Raw genomic sequence first — 14,502 nt, 5'->3', positions numbered from 1 at the left:
CAGGCTAGGGCGTCAGCCTCACGTCCAGCCCGGCGAGGACCGGGCCGATCGGGTTGACATAGGCCACCCCGGTCTCGCTGACGGCGAAGAGCAGGCCCACGGCGGCGCCACGATCGTTCACCACCAGGGACCCGCTGTCCCCATGCGCCGCGAACGCGCCCGAGAGGCCGGTGACCTCGATCTGCCCTTCGAAGGCCGCCGGGCCGTTCTGGTAGTCGACAAAGAAGCGACCCATCTCGACGGCGGTCACGACGCCCGTGGTCAGGCCCGTGGTACGCCCCAGCTTCTTCACGACAGACTTCCTCAGGGCCTGTGCCGGGCCAAGCGTCGGGTCATAGAGATAGCCGGTGGCCGCCGGCATCTTGAGCGTAACCCCCGGGACCAGTCGTGCAACGGCGCAGTCCACCCGGTTCGCCTCGCCGGAAAAGTCCAGACTGACGCAACGCGCATACCTCGCGACGGTGCTGGTGTCGGGGCGGCCCCCATCGTCCGCGCCCGGGTCGATCACCGCGTCGTCCACGACGGCGTCGTTCTCCAAGGCGATGACATGGTTGTTGGAGAGCAGCATCGGCGCACCGGTGGAGCGGTCATACACCGGGCAGCCAATCGTGCCCGTCCCCGTCAGGTAGTGGGACACCGAGGACTCCCCGCTGGCCACGACCATCGGCGCGACGCCCACCGGAAAGATGCGCCCCACATAGCGCAGGTCGATGACGCCGGGCGCGTGCCGGCTCAGCACCTGGTTCAGGGTGTCGACGCGGTAGCCGTGGCGGGAGATCCGCACGGCCACGCGATAGTCGTCCGGTCCGTCGCCCTGCGAGATGCCCACGCTCAGCAAGGGAACCGCGGGCTTGCTCTTCTTCCATCGCTCGCCCGGCGCGCGATTGGCGAGCTGCTGGACGTGCTCGTAAAGCACCTCCCGGATGTCGTCCTGGACCAGCCGCCTGGCCTGGCGTGCAGCGTGGAGCTTCATGGCAAGCCCTAGAAGTTCTGACGCTTGATCGTTTCCCCCGTCGTGTGGAAGTCCGCGCGGATCCAGCCGCTGTCGCGGTAGAAGACGCGGTCGTAGGCCAGGTCGCCGCTCCGGTTCGAGACGCTGGCTCTCACGGCCAGCCCGCCGGCGAAGTCGACGCGGTCGTTCAGCAGCAGCCGCTTCGTGGTGAGGGCATAGCCTCCGGACTTGAGCAGGGTCAGCGTGAGCCGAGCGTCCGTCTCGAGCGCCTCCCGCAGCACTCGGAACTGGGCCGACACGATCATCGGCGACAGGCCGGACGTCGTATCCACCTGGTACACGGCATCCACATAGGCCTGAGCCTGGGTGACGAGGGCGGACACCTTGGACTTGAAGACGTCGAAGTTGGCGGGCGCCTTGCGGGCCTTGAGGGCTTCCAGCTGGGCCTTGTTCTTTGCGCTCGTCGCGGCAACCACTTCCGCCTCCAGCGCTGCGGCCGCGTTCAGCATCTTGGTCGCGGCTCCCTCCAGATCGCTGGCGAGGTCGCTCACGACCTTGACCTCGTTGCCGATGACCGCGACCTTCGCCAACAGCGCCTGGGCATCGCCGTCGAGGTAGCGAACGACCGGAGCGGCCGCATTGGCACCGCCGGCCTTGCACATGGACAGCGCGGCCGACACCTCGGCCGACGTCAGCACGTTGTCGGCGCCCTGGATCGTGCGCTCCGACTTGAACAGCCCGGCCAGGCCCGCCACCCCCTTGAGAAGGCCGGACGCCATGTCGATGCCGCTGGCGATGGCGGCCACGGAGGCGGCGCTGATCTTCGGCTGCTGGCTCGTGCCGTCCAGGCGCGCGGTCATCGCCTCGACCTCCGTCTTCGCGACCTTCAGCTTCACGGTGAGCTGCTCCCGCGCGCGCCGGGCTGCCTCGTCCTTCGCCGACGCCTCGACGGCGTCCTTGCCGGTCATGAAGGCCTTGGCCACGCCTTGCCGGGCCAGGTCGTTGCAAAGCGCCTGGGCCACACGCTCCAGCCCCTCGAGCGACACCATGTACATGGCGAAGCTCATCTCGTTCGCCCCCGTCACGGCCCCCGTCAGCGGCGTGACGCCGGCGGCGGCCGCGGGCGTCGCGGCCGCGACCTTGGCCTTCGCCAGCTCGTTCTGGGAGGTGATGAGGTCCTTCTCCTTGTCGGCAAACATCTTGGCCTTCTCCAGCTCAAACGCCCGCTGCTTCTCGGCCTCCGTCAGCTTCTCAGGGGGCACGTCCTCGGCCCAGCCCGGAGCGGGGAACAGCAGCATCCAGCTGCAGCTGATGGCGAGCCAGCGCCACGGCTTCTTCGTCAAGGTCTTCCTCAGCATCGCCATCTCCCCTGTTGATTCGGATCGCCCGGACTTTGAAGGCTGGTATCGCCGCCCACATCATCAAATTTGTGGATTCGCCCCTCGAACATCGGCTCGCATACTCCCGCCGGCCGCCGGTGGGCGGCAGGCCCCGCCCAGCGGGCAGGCGATGCGCGTCACGGCGACGCGCTGGGGCGGGGACGGCAGGACCCCCGCCTGCTCACGCCGGCAGATCCGCGATCCGTTTCGCCGGGCATTCGAGAGGAAGAAGCGATGAAATTCACACCATGGCTCCGTGCCAGGGCTGCGGCCCTTGCAGCCGGCTTGCTACTGCTTGGCGCGATCCCCGGCTGCGGCGCACTGATGACGCTCGAAGCCAGCCGAGACGCCTACAGCAAGCCGAACGGCCTCAACGATGTGACGGAGAAGAAGTCGGAAGACGACGAGTTCCTGGTGGAAACCTCGCGGCGCTATGGGCTCATGGCCCTGTTTGCCGAGACCGTCTACCGAGGCGAACTCCAGGCAGCCGCGCGTGACAAGCAAGGCTGCCAGTACCTCGATGCCGGCTGGAAGGGCGATGCCCAGTACGGCATGCCGCGGGCGGCCGGCGCGGCCGCGGGTTGGGCGCGCTGGATCCCCACCGGCCCGGGCGAGCCGCCCTGCATGAACCACCAGAACGGCCTCTTCTACGAGACGTATGTCTATCGCGACGAGCAGGGCGTCATGCAGGAGGCGGTCATCGCCTTCCGCGGCACCGAGAACCGTGACGGTCAGGCCTGGGCCGACTGGTCGACCAACGTCTCGGCCGCCATCGGCATCGAGCCCGCACAGTACCGGACGGCACGCGAGCATCTACCCCGTCTGATTGCCCGGCTCGTGGACCCCGCGCAAGGTCATCCCCACGTGAAGATCTACGCCGTCGGGCACTCGCTGGGCGGCGGCCTGGCGCAGCAGGCCGGCTATCTCTCGGCGCACGTGCGGGAGGTCTTCACCTTCAACACGACGCCGGTCACCAACTGGACGCACCTGCGGCGCGCCGGCGTGATCGAGCAGGGCTACCCCATCATCCATCGCGTCTATCACGGGGGCGAGGGCCTGGAGACGCCGCGCTTCATTGCCACATCGGCGACGAACGCGCGCTTCAGCCGGCATGATGTCGGCGTGCAGTTCGACCGGCGCCAGTTCGCCAAGGGCCACTCCATGAAGATCCTGGCGTGCAACTTCGCGCAGATCCTCAGCAAGACGCCGACGACGCCGGGCAGCCACCACTACGCCACGGACTACATCCACACCAGCGTCCTCAAGGCCGAGGATGCCGCGGCCTCGCAGGGCCCGCAGCGCGCCGCTCGCCGTGTCTGCGACGACGACCGGCCCGGGCAGGGCCACAACGGCGAGCAGTCCAAGCAGGGATAGCACGCCCGACTGGCGCCCGCCCATGAGCGCCGTCCCTGCGCGCGGCGCCGCGCACGGGCTCAGGGTCCTCTCCTGATTCGCTGCACGTCCCCCAGCATGCCGACCGCATGCCCGCCGCTTCATCACACGATTCGGAGGTGGCTCGCGCCGGCGCAGTCGGTCAACGTGGAAGCGGTATCCAGGCGGCGGCTGGCCGAGGCAAGCCGGCGCGACGCCCGTACCTCGAAGGGAAGCAGCGACACGAGGCCCGCAGGTGACGTGCCGTCGTGGGTTCGCCTGAACGATGGGCGAGGGCTCACGGCCGGGCCTCGCTGGCCCGCCTGGCCGCAGCGCCGCCCAGCGTCTGCAGGGCCTTCGCCCGCATGGACTCGGGGTCGCGTGGTGGATGGGCCCCAGCCGGGGGGCCGCCGTAGAGCAGAACCGCGCCAGCGACGATGGCCATGCTGCAGACCAGAGCGGCCGTTCCCCAGAAAAGGTGCCACCACTTGACCCAGGCCGCGCGCTGAGCGAACTCGGCATGGGTTCGTTGCCGGAACGAACTCGACAGCACGTACCGCCAGGGCCTGACGCTGGCGACAAGTACCAGCACCGCCATCTCGAAGACGCCGAGGAGGAGCGGCAGGAGGATGTCGGCCATCAGTGAGGCAACGCCCTCGATCATCACAGCGCCTGGCCTTTGAAGTGAGCCTCGAGCGGCGGCTTGCCGACGCCAGGTGGCTCGAATGAGCGCTCAGAGGACGGATTCAAGCCCACCCCTTGGCTCGGGCTGCCGCGGCCGCTTGCCTCTTCTTGAGCTGGGCGAGATTGGCAAGGTTCAGTGGCTCGAAGTTGGCGTGCTTGGCGAAGTACGGCCCAAGCCAGCCGGCCTCGTGGGTGAAAGCCATGGTCCAGGCGAGATTCGGGGGGAACACGTAGTAGTCGACGAATGAAGCGCTGCTCGGCAGCCGATCCGTGGCGAAGGCTGTCCTGCCGTCATTGGAGAGGACCACGTACTCGGCGGCCCGTTGTTGCCGATACTGGGCGATTGCTTCATCGCGCTCCACGCTGGGATAGCGGCCCGCACTGAAGATGTGCCAAAGGTAGTCCTTGGCATTCACGCCATGGCGATGGGCACCAAACGCAGCAAGCCAGGCCGCCCTCAATTCGGCGGCCTCGGTCGCCGTGCAGTGGCGCAGGATCACGCCGGGCTCGACAAGCGGTTGAGACATGCGAGGCATTGGGACTCACCTGACGACGGATTTCAAGTGGCCTTGGTCAGCCGCTGTGAAAGGTTGGCCCTCCTGTCCAGTCCAGCCACCGGGCCGCCACCGCCAGCAGGCCCCACAACAGCGCCAGGCAGAAGCAGACCCAGAGACCGCCGATCGGAGCTCGACAAAGGGACACCTCCGCAGAATGACGCAGAGCGGGCGCTTGGACGCGCATCCACCGACAGGCGGAGGGGCCGTGCGACGTGCCTCGGACTCGCTGCCCGGGTCTGCCAGTCCGCGAAGCGCTCATGGGTGATCGACCGCAACCCGGCCCAAGCCGACACCTGCGCGACCGCGGCGCCCGACCCGCGAGCCCCGCTGGGCGGGCCGGCGTCCGTGGCGTCATCGTGTCGCTTGCCGAGGGCCGCCGAAGCGCCGAGCGCGGGAGGAACCTTCGATAATCAGGCGCCCCCGATTGTTCGCGATGCCAACCTTTGATCATGGATAAATTCTTGCTGCAGCAGCAGGTGCTGCAACGGCTCGCCGAAGACCTGCAGCAAACCGAAGCGGCCGCGCGGGCGGCGCATGAAACGGCGACGCACGAAGAGAACATCGCCGAGAACAAGTACGACACCTTGGGGCTCGAGGCCGCCTACCTGGCCACGGGCCAAGCCCGGCGCGCGGAAGCCATCCGCGAGGCGATGGCCCAGTGGCGCCAGTTCCGCCCGCCCGCCTACGACGCCAGCAAAGGCATACAGATCGGCGCGCTGGTCTGCCTGGTCGATGCCGATGACAGGCAGCAGCAGCTGTTTCTCGGCCCGCTGGGGGGCAGCATGAAGCTGGTCAGCGGCGATCAGATCGTTCAGGTCATCAGCAGCGAGGCTCCCCTGGGCAGGGCGCTGCTGGGCAAATGCGAGGGTGACGAGGTGTCCCTGCAGATCGCCTCCGCTCGACAGACGTTCGAGGTGCTGCGGGTGCATTGAGCCGCAAGCACGTTCACGCCGACTTGACTTGATCGCTGCCTGCACGGCGCTTCCCCATGCCCACCTCGACGCTCACACCGCACGCGCCACACACCCCGCCGGGTCTGCCCGAGTTGCCGCGGCTCTACACCTTTCGCCGCTGCCCCTACGCGATGAGGGCACGGATGGCCCTGCTGCAGGCCGGGCGGGACTTCGAAGCGGTGGAGGTCCGCTTGCGCGACAAGCCTGCGGACTTGCTGGCCTTGTCTCCCAAGGCCACCGTACCGGTATTGCAGTTGCCTGATGGCCGCATCATCGACGAGAGCTGGGACATCATGCGATGGGCACTGGCCACGCCCGATGCGCAGGGCTGGTGGGCGCGGGCGCAGTCGCCGGGGAACCTGGACTTGCTGCAGCGAAACGACGGCGACTTCAAACTCCACCTGGACCGCTGGAAGTATCCCCAGCGCTACGCGGATGAGCCGCTGCCGCCAGAGGCGCACCGTGACCAGGCGGTGGAGGTGCTGCTGAGACCGCTGGAGGCGCGGCTGCACAGCGCCGCCTTCCTGGGAGGCGCCACGCCCTGTGCCACTGACTGGGCCGTGCTGCCCTTCGTCCGCCAGTTCGCCGCGGTGGAGCCGGCATGGTTTGACGCGCTGGACCTGCCCTCGGTACGGTCATGGCTGCACGGATGGCTCGGCCACCCGCTGTTCGCGGCGTGCATGTACAAGGTGCCCGCGGAAGGCGCCCATCGTTTTCCGCCATGCGAGGGCCGCGTGCTGGCCGATCAGCGGTCGACCAGGAGTCCCGGGGCTGGTGAGCGGTGAAGCGGTCGCGCGCCCGTACGGAGATCGAGGGGCCGCCTTCGGAGACCGCCGGCAATCGGCCGAGCCTGCGCACCGGCAGCCCGCCTGGGACCGCCCACTCGGCTGACAATCATCCCTGACAGGCGCCCGCGGACTTGACGGCAGGCCCCCCCCGACAGCGCCCCGTCCAAAGCCGCAAGCGCCTTCGCGAGGCGCCACACCGCGCCACGCCGCCCTCCAACACTTCGATAATTCGCCCGCCACTTCGACACGTTGTCATCAGCCGCCTCCTCCCATGCCCCTCCACCACCTCACCATCCCCGTCACGCCCTTCCAGCAGAACTGCTCCCTCGTCTGGTGCGATCAGACGCAGGAGGCGGCGGTGATCGATCCGGGCGGGGAGATCCCGCGGGTGCTGCAGGAGGTGGAACGGCGGGGACTCACGCTCCAGGCGATCTGGCTCACGCATGCGCACATCGATCACGCCGGCGGCACGGCGGAGCTGGCGCGGCTGAAGGGGCTGCCGATCATCGGGCCGCATGTGGGCGACCAGTTCTGGATCGACGGCCTGCCGCAGCAGAGCGCCATGTTCGGCTTTCCTCAGGTGGAGACGTTCACGCCCACGCGCTGGCTGCAGGACGGCGACACAGTGCAGATCGGCCAGGAAACATTGACGGTGCGGCACTGCCCCGGCCACACGCCGGGCCATGTGGTCTTCCACAGCGCGGCTGCCCGGCGCTGCTTCGTGGGCGATGTGCTGTTTGCCGGGTCGATCGGCCGGACGGACTTCCCCGGCGGCAACCACGCACAGCTGATCAGCTCGATCACGGAACGGCTGTGGCCCATGGGCGACGACACCGTGTTCATTCCGGGGCACGGGCCGGAGTCCACCTTCGGCGAGGAACGGCGCAGCAACCCCTTCCTGAGCCACGCACGCTGGGGCTGAGCACGCCGGACGGACCACGCAGCGCCAGCGGCGCCCACGCCGTCGTGGCGGCGCACGTGCGGACAACCTGCAGCTCTGCAGGGGTGCGCTCCGCGACGGGGTGACTCGTCGCCGCCCCTCGTGACACCGCGGGTGCTGCTCGGCCGATGGCCCCGATCGCAGCACCTCAGCACCTCAGCACCTCAGCGCGCTGGCAGCAGCAGGCTGACCCGCAGCCCGCCTCCCTCGTGCGACTCGCGGTTGGCGAGCAGGATGCGTCCGCCGTGGGCCTCGGCGATCTCGCGTGCGAGGGCCAGGCCGAGGCCGGTGCCGCTGCGCTTGGTGGAGTAGAACGGCAGCAGCGCCTGCGCCAGGACGACCTCGCTCATGCCCGGCCCGCGATCGCTGACGCTCAGGCACCACTCGGCCCCCTGGCGCTGCACGGCGAGGCGGACCTCCATGGCACTCCCCTGCGCCTCACTGGCCTCATGGGCATTCTTGAGCAGGTTGATGAGCGCCTGCTCGACCTGGGCACGGTCGAAGCTCGCGGTGCCCGCCGGCAGCGGGCCGTCGAGCTCGAAAGCCTGCTGGCTCTTCAGCTGCGCGATGAAGTCGGCCCACGGCACGGGCGCAAGGCGCGGCAGGGGCAGCTTCGCGACGCTGGCGTAGCCGTCCAGGAACTCGTGCAGGTGGCGGGCGCGCTCGCCGATGCTCTGGAAGACCTGGGGCAGGCGCTCGAGCTGACCGCGCCGCGCCAGCTCGGCACCGCTGTGGGCAAGCGAAGAGATGGGCGCGAGCGAGTTGTTGAGCTCGTGGCTGATGACGCGGATCACGCGCTTCCAGCTCGCCACCTCCTGGCGCGACAGCTCGCGGGTGATGCGTCGCAGCAGCACCAGGCGGTGCGCCTGCCCGAGCAGGTTCAGCGGGCGCTGCGAGAGGTGGAAGCTCTCGGGCTCGCCCTGGCCCTCGCCGACCTCGGGCAGGGTCAGGAGCTGATCCTCGCCCTGACGCAGCGCGTCCGCCAGCGTTGCGGGCAGCGGGGCCAGGACCTGGTCCCACGACTGCCCTGCCAGGCGGCGGCCATCGGCCAGGAGCTGGCGCGCGGCGATGTTGGCGTAGGCGACCTGCCCGTGCGCGTCGACGAGCAGCAGCGCGACCGGGGTGTTCTGCACCACGGTGTCCAGCAGCAGCTCGCGCTGGGCCAGCTGCTGGCGCTGGCCGCGCAGCGCCATGGCCAGCTCCCGGTGGGCTTGCAGCAGCGCCTGCACCTCGCCCTGGCCCTCGGCCGCCAGGGTGGTGTTGAAGTCCCCGTCGCGGTAACTGAGGACGGCGCCCTCCAGCGCCCGCAGCACCCGCCGCAGCGGCGCCAGGCACCACATCACCAGCAGGCCGGCCACCGGCAGCAGCAGCGCCAGGAGCAGCAGCGGGAGCCACAGCTGGCTGCGGACCAGGAAGGCGCCCCAGCCCCGCTCGCGCATCAAGGGCGGCAGCGGGCCGACACTGAAGACCGCATCGAGCCCCAGGGCCAGGGCGCTGATCAGCAGCAGGCTCAGCAAGACCCGCAGACCGAGGTACTGCAAGGCATGAACCTGGAGCCAGGCGCGCATGGGCGTCAGACCCCGCCCTCGCGGGGCAGGCCGTAGCGGTCCATGCGGCGGTACAAGGCCTGACGCGACAGCCCCAGCTGCTGCGCGGCACGCGCCACGATGCCCTGGGCGGACTGCAGCGCGGAGAGCACCGCCTCACGGCTGGGTTCGTCCAGGTTGCGATGCGCCATGAGGGCCTGCGCCGCCACGGCGGACGCGGCCGGCAGCGCAAGATCTGCCGCCTGGATCACGCCGTCACGGCAGAGCAGCGCCGCGCGGGCCAGGGCATTGCGCAGCTCGCGCACATTGCCCGGCCAGGCATGGGCCAGCAAGGCGGCGCGCGCCGCGTCGGAGAGCCGCACGGGCTGCCCGGTCTGGCGCGCCTGGCTGTCCAAGGTGGCTTCGGCCAATGGAAGGATGTCATCGCGACGCTCGGCCAGCGGCGCGAGGCGCAGCTCGATCACGTTGAGCCGGTAGTAGAGGTCCTCCCGGAAGGCGCCGGCGGCGACCATGGCGGGGAGGTCGGCATTGGTGGCGCTGATCACGCGGACGCGCGTGCTGCGGGTGCGCGTGGAGCCGAGGCGCTCGAACTGGCCGGTCTCCAGCACGCGCAGCAGCTTCATCTGCCCGGCCAGCGGGAGGTTGCCGATCTCGTCCAGGAAGAGCGTACCGCCGTCAGCGGCCTCGAAGCGGCCCTCGCGGGCCTTGCCGGCGCCGGTGAAGGCGCCGCTGTCCGCGCCGAAGAGCTCGGCCTCGATCAGGTCGGCGGGCAAGGCCCCGCAGTTCAGCGCGACGAGCGGCCCGGCCGCGACGGCGGAATTGGCGTGCAGCAGCTGGGCGATGCGCTCCTTGCCGCTGCCATTCGGGCCGGTGATCAGCACGGGCAGCGGCGCACGCGCCACCTGGCAGGCCATCTCGAGCGTGGCGATCATGGCGTCGGAGGCGAAGACCAGATCCCCCAGCACGTGACGCGCGCGCAGCGCCTCGATGCGCTGGCGGCGATGCCGGCGGGTCTGGCTCAGGGCCTCGTTGGACTCGGCCAGCTCCAGCAGGTTCTCGACGGAGGCCAGCAGCTTGAGGTCGTCCCAGGGCTTGGCCAGGTAGTCGGCGGCGCCCGCCTTCACCAGGGCCACGGCCTGCTCCAGCTGCGTCCAGGCGGTGAGCAGGATGACGGGCAGGTCCGGGTGGCGCTGGCGCAGCTGCTGGAAGAGCGCACGGCCTTCGTCGCCGGAGGTGGTGTCGGCGCTGAAGTTCATGTCCTGGATGACGAGGTCCACGCTCTCGCGGCCGAGCAGGGCCAGGCCTTCCTCGGGGTCGGCGGCGCACAGGGCACGGATGTCGTGCAGGGAGAGCAGCAACGCGAGCGCCTCGCGCACGCCGGGGTTGTCGTCAATGATCAGGACAGTTCGCATGAGGGGGCGAGGATAGCAAGCGAAGGGCCCCGCGGCGGCGGCGCGCGGGGCCGGGTCATCCCGAGGACTCAGGACGTCAGCTGCGCAGTGCGGCCACCGGAGGCAGGGCCGCCGCACGGCGGGCCGGGCCCAGGACCGCCAGCTGGCCGAGCGCCCACAGCGCGACCGCCCCGGCGGGCAGGTAGTGCCAGGGCAGGCCGGGCAGCTCGTACTGATGCACCAGCACGCTGCTCAGCGCCGCGGCCCCCAGCATGCCCAGCACGATGCCGGCGCTGCTCAGGACGAAGTTCTCGGTCTGGAAGTAGCGCAGGATCTGCCCCCGCGTGGCCCCGAGGGCGCGACGCGTGCCGATCATGCGGGTGCGCTGCTGGACCCAGAAGCTGGCGAGGCCGACGATGCCGAAGGCGGTCACCACGAGCAGCGCGACACACACGCCGACGAGCAGGCCGATCATGCTGCGGTCCTGGGCGTAGTAGCGGCTGCGCGCGTCGGCCCAGGTGCTGCTGCTGCGCAGGATGCGCTGCGGGCCAGCCTGCTCCAGGGCGGCGATGGCCGACTTCAGCACGGCGTCGCGCCGCTCGGCTTCCACCCGCAGCACGTACTCGCCGCGCTGGAAGTTCAGCTCGATGGGCAGGATCATGGCGAGCTGCTCCTCGTCCACGCCACCCGGGTGCGGCGAGATCATGCGGTCCACCACGCCCACCACGACGCTGGGGCCGGAGCCCACGCCCCAGACCTTCTGGCCGACGGCGGAGCCTTCCGGGAACAGGCGTCTGGCCGTCACGCGGCTGAGGACGAGGGCGGGGATGTTGATACCGTCCTGCTCGTCATAGGCCTTGCCGTCGCGGAACTCCTCCGGCGTGAAGTCGCGCCCCTCGACCAGGCGCAGGCCCAGCGTCTGCAGGCCACCCTGGCCAGCGCGGTACTCGGGCACGCCGACGCCCTGCGCCTTCTCGTCGTCCGTGCGGCGCAGGCCGCTGACGGAGAACTGCGGACCGTAGGGCACCTGGTTCACCAGGGTCACGCCCTTGACACCAGGCAGGCGGCGCAGCGCGGCGATGTCCACGGCGGTCTGCGCGTTGGGGTTCTCGTCGGGCGTCAGGCCGGCCATGCGCAGCGTGACGAGCTCCTCGTCGGCCATGCCGCTGGGCTCCTGGATCCGGTCGATGCGCTGGCTGATCAGGAACAGGGCATTGCACACGATGGTGCAGGTCAAGGCGACCTGCAGCACGATCAGGCCGGCGGCGGTCTTGTGGCGCTTCAGCGTCGCCAGAATGGGCATCAGTTCCATGAGGGCCTCCTCATTGCGTCTTGAGTTGCAGGGCGGGCTGCACCTGGCAGGCACGCCAGGCGGGCAGCAGCCCGGCCACGAGGCTGGCCGCCACGGCCAGCGCCAGGGTGGTCAGCAGCATGGGCAGGTCGAGGGTCACGGTGCTGGCGTAGTCGCTGCTGCCGTGGCGCACGGCCCAGATGCCCAGGCCCGTGAGCCCCAGCCCCAGCACGCCGCCCGCCAGCCCGAGGCTGCCCGCCTCGATCAGGAACTGCAGGAAGATCTGCCGGCGCGGTGCGCCGAGCGCCCGGCGCACGCCGATCTCGCCCGAGCGGCGCAGCGCCTTGGCCAGCTGCAGCCCGACGGTGTTGACCAGGCACACCAGCAGGAAGCCGAAGGAGAGCCACAGCTGCAGACCCACGTCATGGGGGACCACCTGCTGGGCCTGCAGCCACTGCGTCACCGTGCGCAGCCGCACATTGGTCGGGCGCTCGTAGCGGCCCGCCGTGCGCTGCTGCTCCGAGTACTGCTCCAGGTAGGCCTTGTAGGCCGGGGCATCGCCGGGCTGGGCCAGCTCCACCCAGTACTGCAGCCAGGCGCAGGGTGCCTGCAGGCCCCGCATGTCGTTGCCGACGTTGCCCCAGCAGTTCACGTTGCCGGAGCTGCCGAACTTCAGCGCGATGGCCGTGGACAGCGGGGCAAAGACCTCCGCCGTCTCGGCATAGGCGCCCAGGCTGATGTCGAAGTAGTGCGGTACGGGACGCCAGTGGTCCAGCACGCCGACGATGCGCAGCTCCTTGTCACGCAGGCGCAGCGTCTTGCCGCGGCTGTCGGCGCCGCCGAACAGCCGGTCGTTGAGCCTGCGCGACAGCACCACGACGCGGCCGCCATTCGTGTCGTCCTCGCGGGTCCAGCCGCCGCCGTACTGGAACGGAGCCTCGAACATCGCGAAGAAGTCGCTGCTGGCCCATCGGCCGCTCACCAGGAAGGGGCGCTCCTTGCCGTCAGGTGGCGTCAGGGCCGCGCCGCCGCCGCTCATCATCACCTGACGCTGGCCGCGGGCCTCGCGCAGCAGGGCCTCGGCGTCGAAGCGGGTGAGCTGGTAGATGGGCTCGCCGCCGGGGACGAAGCCGTCGCGCATCGGGCCGGCGTCGAGCTGCACGTTGAAGAGCCGCTCGCTCTTGCGCGGGATCGGATCGCGTGAGAGCACGTGGAAGATGGTCAGCGTCGTCATGCAGGCGGCCACGCCGATGGCGATGGTCAGCAGCATGAGCACGGTCAGGCCGCGGCTGCGCCGGAAGCTGCGCAGGGCCAGTTCGATGTAGTAGGCAAACATCAGCTTGCTCCTTGCAGGAGTTGGTTCACGCGGGCCAGCTCGGCCTCGCCCAGCTGGCCGACGGCGGCCTGCAGCTGCAGCGTGGCCAGCACGTAGGCATGGCGGGCCTGGGCGTGGGCATTGCGGGCCTGCGCATGGCTCTGGATGGCCAGCAGCAGGTCGGTCATCGTGCGGGTGCCGAGGGCCTGGCCGGCGCGGGTGGCGGCAAGTGCGCGATCGGCGGCCTGCACCGCCGCGGCACTGCTGGCCACCTGCTCGCGGCCCAGTTGCACCGCCAGCACCTGCGCCTGGGTCTCGCGCACCAGGGCCCGGCGCGTGGCCTCGAGCTGCTCGCGCTGCAGGTCCCGCTCCAGCACCGCCTGGCGCTGCTGGGACTGCGTGGCGCCGCCGGCGAACAGCGGCACGCTCAGGCGCAGCGCCACGGTGTTGACCAGGCGGCCTGCGTCCGCGGCCGGCACGCCGAAGCCGCTGCGCCGCTGGCTGTCCAGGCCCAGGTTCAGGGTCGGCAGATGACCGGCACGCGCCGCGTCGATGCGGCGCTCGCTCGCGACGAGGCTGCGCTGGGCGGCCTGCAGCAGCGGCTGCTGGCTCATGGCGCGAGCCACCCAGGCCTCGGGATCCTCGGGCTGCAGCACCGGCGTGGGCAGCTCGGCGCTGAGCACCTGCAACGGGCCCGGCAGCTGGCCGGTGATCTCGGCCAGCGCCTGGCGGGCGTCGGCCAGCTGCTGGCGCACCTGCTGGGTCTGGCCGCGGGAGAGGCCGTGATACGTGCGCGCCTGCTCGACGTCCACCAGCGCCGAGAGTCCCGCCTCGTAGCGGGCCTGGGCCTGGCTGACCTGCTGCGCGAAGGCCGCCTCGTTCGCCTCGGCCGTCTCGAGCGCCGACTGCGCGGACAGCACCTGGAAGTAGGCCAGCGCCACGCGGGCGCAGAGCTGCTGCTCGGCCGCGCGCAGGCGGGCATCCTGGGCCTCGAGGCGCGCCTCGGCGGCGTCCAGCGTGCGCAGCTGGCTCAGGTCCACCAGCACCTGGCTGATCTGGCTGCCGCTCGCATGGCTGCGCTGGCCGTCGCTGCGTTCCTCGGCAGCCGACAGCGACCACTGCGGCAGCAGCGGTGCCCGGCTCTGCACGAGCAGCTCGGCCTGCACGCCGCGCTGGGCGCGGGCCTGCGCCAGCACGGGGTCGGCCGCTCGGGCCTGCGCGTAGACGCTCAGCAGGTCATCCGCGCGGGCCGCGCCGAGCAGCGGGAGCAGCGCCACGGCCAGCGCGATGCGCCGCCAGCGTTTCAGTGAGGACAGGGTTCGATGCATGGAGCG

The 14,502-nt window shown here is 70.4% G+C and carries 13 protein-coding genes; 4 read left to right on the top strand and 9 right to left on the bottom strand.

Annotated features, from left to right (window positions below; translation table 11 throughout):
- Window positions 1-4 precede the first annotated feature (4 nt).
- A complete protein-coding gene (locus tag QRD43_RS02950) occupies window positions 5-973 on the bottom strand; it encodes a hypothetical protein (RefSeq protein WP_285980979.1) in 969 nt (322 codons plus the stop codon).
- Window positions 974-981: 8 nt separating this feature from the next.
- Window positions 982-2,295, bottom strand: coding sequence for a hypothetical protein (locus tag QRD43_RS02945; RefSeq protein WP_285980978.1), 1,314 nt, complete (start codon window positions 2,293-2,295; stop codon window positions 982-984).
- Between the two features lie 360 nt (window positions 2,296-2,655).
- On the opposite strand from QRD43_RS02945, the gene QRD43_RS02940 reads away from it, so the two are divergent.
- On the top strand, window positions 2,656-3,705 hold the full coding sequence (locus QRD43_RS02940) for a Tle-like phospholipase domain-containing protein (protein WP_285980977.1): 1,050 nt from the start codon (window positions 2,656-2,658) through the stop codon (window positions 3,703-3,705).
- A gap of 295 nt (window positions 3,706-4,000) precedes the next feature.
- Here the strand turns inward: QRD43_RS02940 and QRD43_RS02935 are convergent, their stop codons facing one another.
- Entirely contained in the window at window positions 4,001-4,366 is a 366-nt protein-coding gene (locus tag QRD43_RS02935; RefSeq protein ID WP_285980976.1) for a hypothetical protein, read from the bottom strand.
- A gap of 82 nt (window positions 4,367-4,448) precedes the next feature.
- Window positions 4,449-4,913 (bottom strand): DUF4275 family protein, encoded by a 465-nt coding sequence (locus QRD43_RS02930; protein ID WP_285980975.1) that lies wholly within the window; start codon window positions 4,911-4,913, stop codon window positions 4,449-4,451.
- Window positions 4,914-5,392: 479 nt separating this feature from the next.
- Between QRD43_RS02930 and QRD43_RS02925 the strand changes: the two genes are divergently transcribed.
- From QRD43_RS02925 to QRD43_RS02915, 3 genes are all read left to right on the top strand, one after another.
- Window positions 5,393-5,875 carry a GreA/GreB family elongation factor gene (locus QRD43_RS02925; protein WP_285981530.1) on the top strand — a complete coding sequence of 161 codons (483 nt, stop codon included), beginning with the start codon at window positions 5,393-5,395 and terminating at the stop codon, window positions 5,873-5,875.
- Window positions 5,876-5,931: 56 nt separating this feature from the next.
- Window positions 5,932-6,681 (top strand): glutathione S-transferase, encoded by a 750-nt coding sequence (locus QRD43_RS02920; protein WP_285980974.1) that lies wholly within the window; start codon window positions 5,932-5,934, stop codon window positions 6,679-6,681.
- Between the two features lie 274 nt (window positions 6,682-6,955).
- A complete protein-coding gene (locus tag QRD43_RS02915; RefSeq protein WP_285980973.1) occupies window positions 6,956-7,606 on the top strand; it encodes an MBL fold metallo-hydrolase in 651 nt (216 codons plus the stop codon).
- A 182-nt stretch (window positions 7,607-7,788) separates the two neighbouring features.
- On the opposite strand, the gene QRD43_RS02910 is transcribed toward QRD43_RS02915, so the two are convergent.
- The 5 genes from QRD43_RS02910 to QRD43_RS02890 form a co-directional block, all read right to left on the bottom strand.
- Window positions 7,789-9,192 carry a sensor histidine kinase gene (locus tag QRD43_RS02910; protein ID WP_285980972.1) on the bottom strand — a complete coding sequence of 468 codons (1,404 nt, stop codon included), beginning with the start codon at window positions 9,190-9,192 and terminating at the stop codon, window positions 7,789-7,791.
- A gap of 5 nt (window positions 9,193-9,197) precedes the next feature.
- Window positions 9,198-10,583 (bottom strand): sigma-54-dependent transcriptional regulator, encoded by a 1,386-nt coding sequence (locus QRD43_RS02905; RefSeq protein ID WP_285980971.1) that lies wholly within the window; start codon window positions 10,581-10,583, stop codon window positions 9,198-9,200.
- A 76-nt stretch (window positions 10,584-10,659) separates the two neighbouring features.
- Window positions 10,660-11,874, bottom strand: a complete 1,215-nt coding sequence (locus QRD43_RS02900) for an ABC transporter permease (RefSeq protein ID WP_285980970.1) — start codon at window positions 11,872-11,874, stop codon at window positions 10,660-10,662.
- A 10-nt stretch (window positions 11,875-11,884) separates the two neighbouring features.
- A complete protein-coding gene (locus QRD43_RS02895) occupies window positions 11,885-13,189 on the bottom strand; it encodes an ABC transporter permease (RefSeq protein WP_285980969.1) in 1,305 nt (434 codons plus the stop codon).
- A complete protein-coding gene (locus tag QRD43_RS02890; protein ID WP_285980968.1) occupies window positions 13,189-14,496 on the bottom strand; it encodes a TolC family outer membrane protein in 1,308 nt (435 codons plus the stop codon). The genes QRD43_RS02895 and QRD43_RS02890 overlap by 1 nt, the downstream gene beginning before the upstream one ends.
- Window positions 14,497-14,502 lie beyond the last annotated feature (6 nt).

Origin of the sequence: Roseateles subflavus, assembly GCF_030285365.1 — a bacterium.
Taxonomy (GTDB): Bacteria; Pseudomonadota; Gammaproteobacteria; order Burkholderiales; family Burkholderiaceae_C; genus Roseateles_B; species Roseateles_B subflavus.
The sequence above is the reverse complement of the archived record's forward strand: the minus strand, read 5'-3'. Positions and strand labels throughout refer to the sequence as shown.

Bases quoted from the DNA above. Each gene is read 5' to 3' on its own strand.
- QRD43_RS02900 (WP_285980970.1), bottom strand. From the start codon at position 11,874: ATGGAACTGATGCCCATTCTGGCGACGCTGAAGCGCCACAAGACCGCC.
- QRD43_RS02910 (WP_285980972.1), bottom strand. From the start codon at position 9,192: ATGCGCGCCTGGCTCCAGGTTCATGCCTTGCAGTACCTCGGTCTGCGG.
- QRD43_RS02930 (WP_285980975.1), bottom strand. From the start codon at position 4,913: ATGTCTCAACCGCTTGTCGAGCCCGGCGTGATCCTGCGCCACTGCACG.
- QRD43_RS02890 (WP_285980968.1), bottom strand. From the start codon at position 14,496: ATGCATCGAACCCTGTCCTCACTGAAACGCTGGCGGCGCATCGCGCTG.
- QRD43_RS02940 (WP_285980977.1), top strand. From the start codon at position 2,656: ATGACGCTCGAAGCCAGCCGAGACGCCTACAGCAAGCCGAACGGCCTC.
- QRD43_RS02950 (WP_285980979.1), bottom strand. From the start codon at position 973: ATGAAGCTCCACGCTGCACGCCAGGCCAGGCGGCTGGTCCAGGACGAC.
- QRD43_RS02895 (WP_285980969.1), bottom strand. From the start codon at position 13,189: ATGTTTGCCTACTACATCGAACTGGCCCTGCGCAGCTTCCGGCGCAGC.
- QRD43_RS02915 (WP_285980973.1), top strand. From the start codon at position 6,956: ATGCCCCTCCACCACCTCACCATCCCCGTCACGCCCTTCCAGCAGAAC.
- QRD43_RS02920 (WP_285980974.1), top strand. From the start codon at position 5,932: ATGCCCACCTCGACGCTCACACCGCACGCGCCACACACCCCGCCGGGT.
- QRD43_RS02925 (WP_285981530.1), top strand. From the start codon at position 5,393: ATGGATAAATTCTTGCTGCAGCAGCAGGTGCTGCAACGGCTCGCCGAA.
- QRD43_RS02935 (WP_285980976.1), bottom strand. From the start codon at position 4,366: ATGATCGAGGGCGTTGCCTCACTGATGGCCGACATCCTCCTGCCGCTC.
- QRD43_RS02905 (WP_285980971.1), bottom strand. From the start codon at position 10,583: ATGCGAACTGTCCTGATCATTGACGACAACCCCGGCGTGCGCGAGGCG.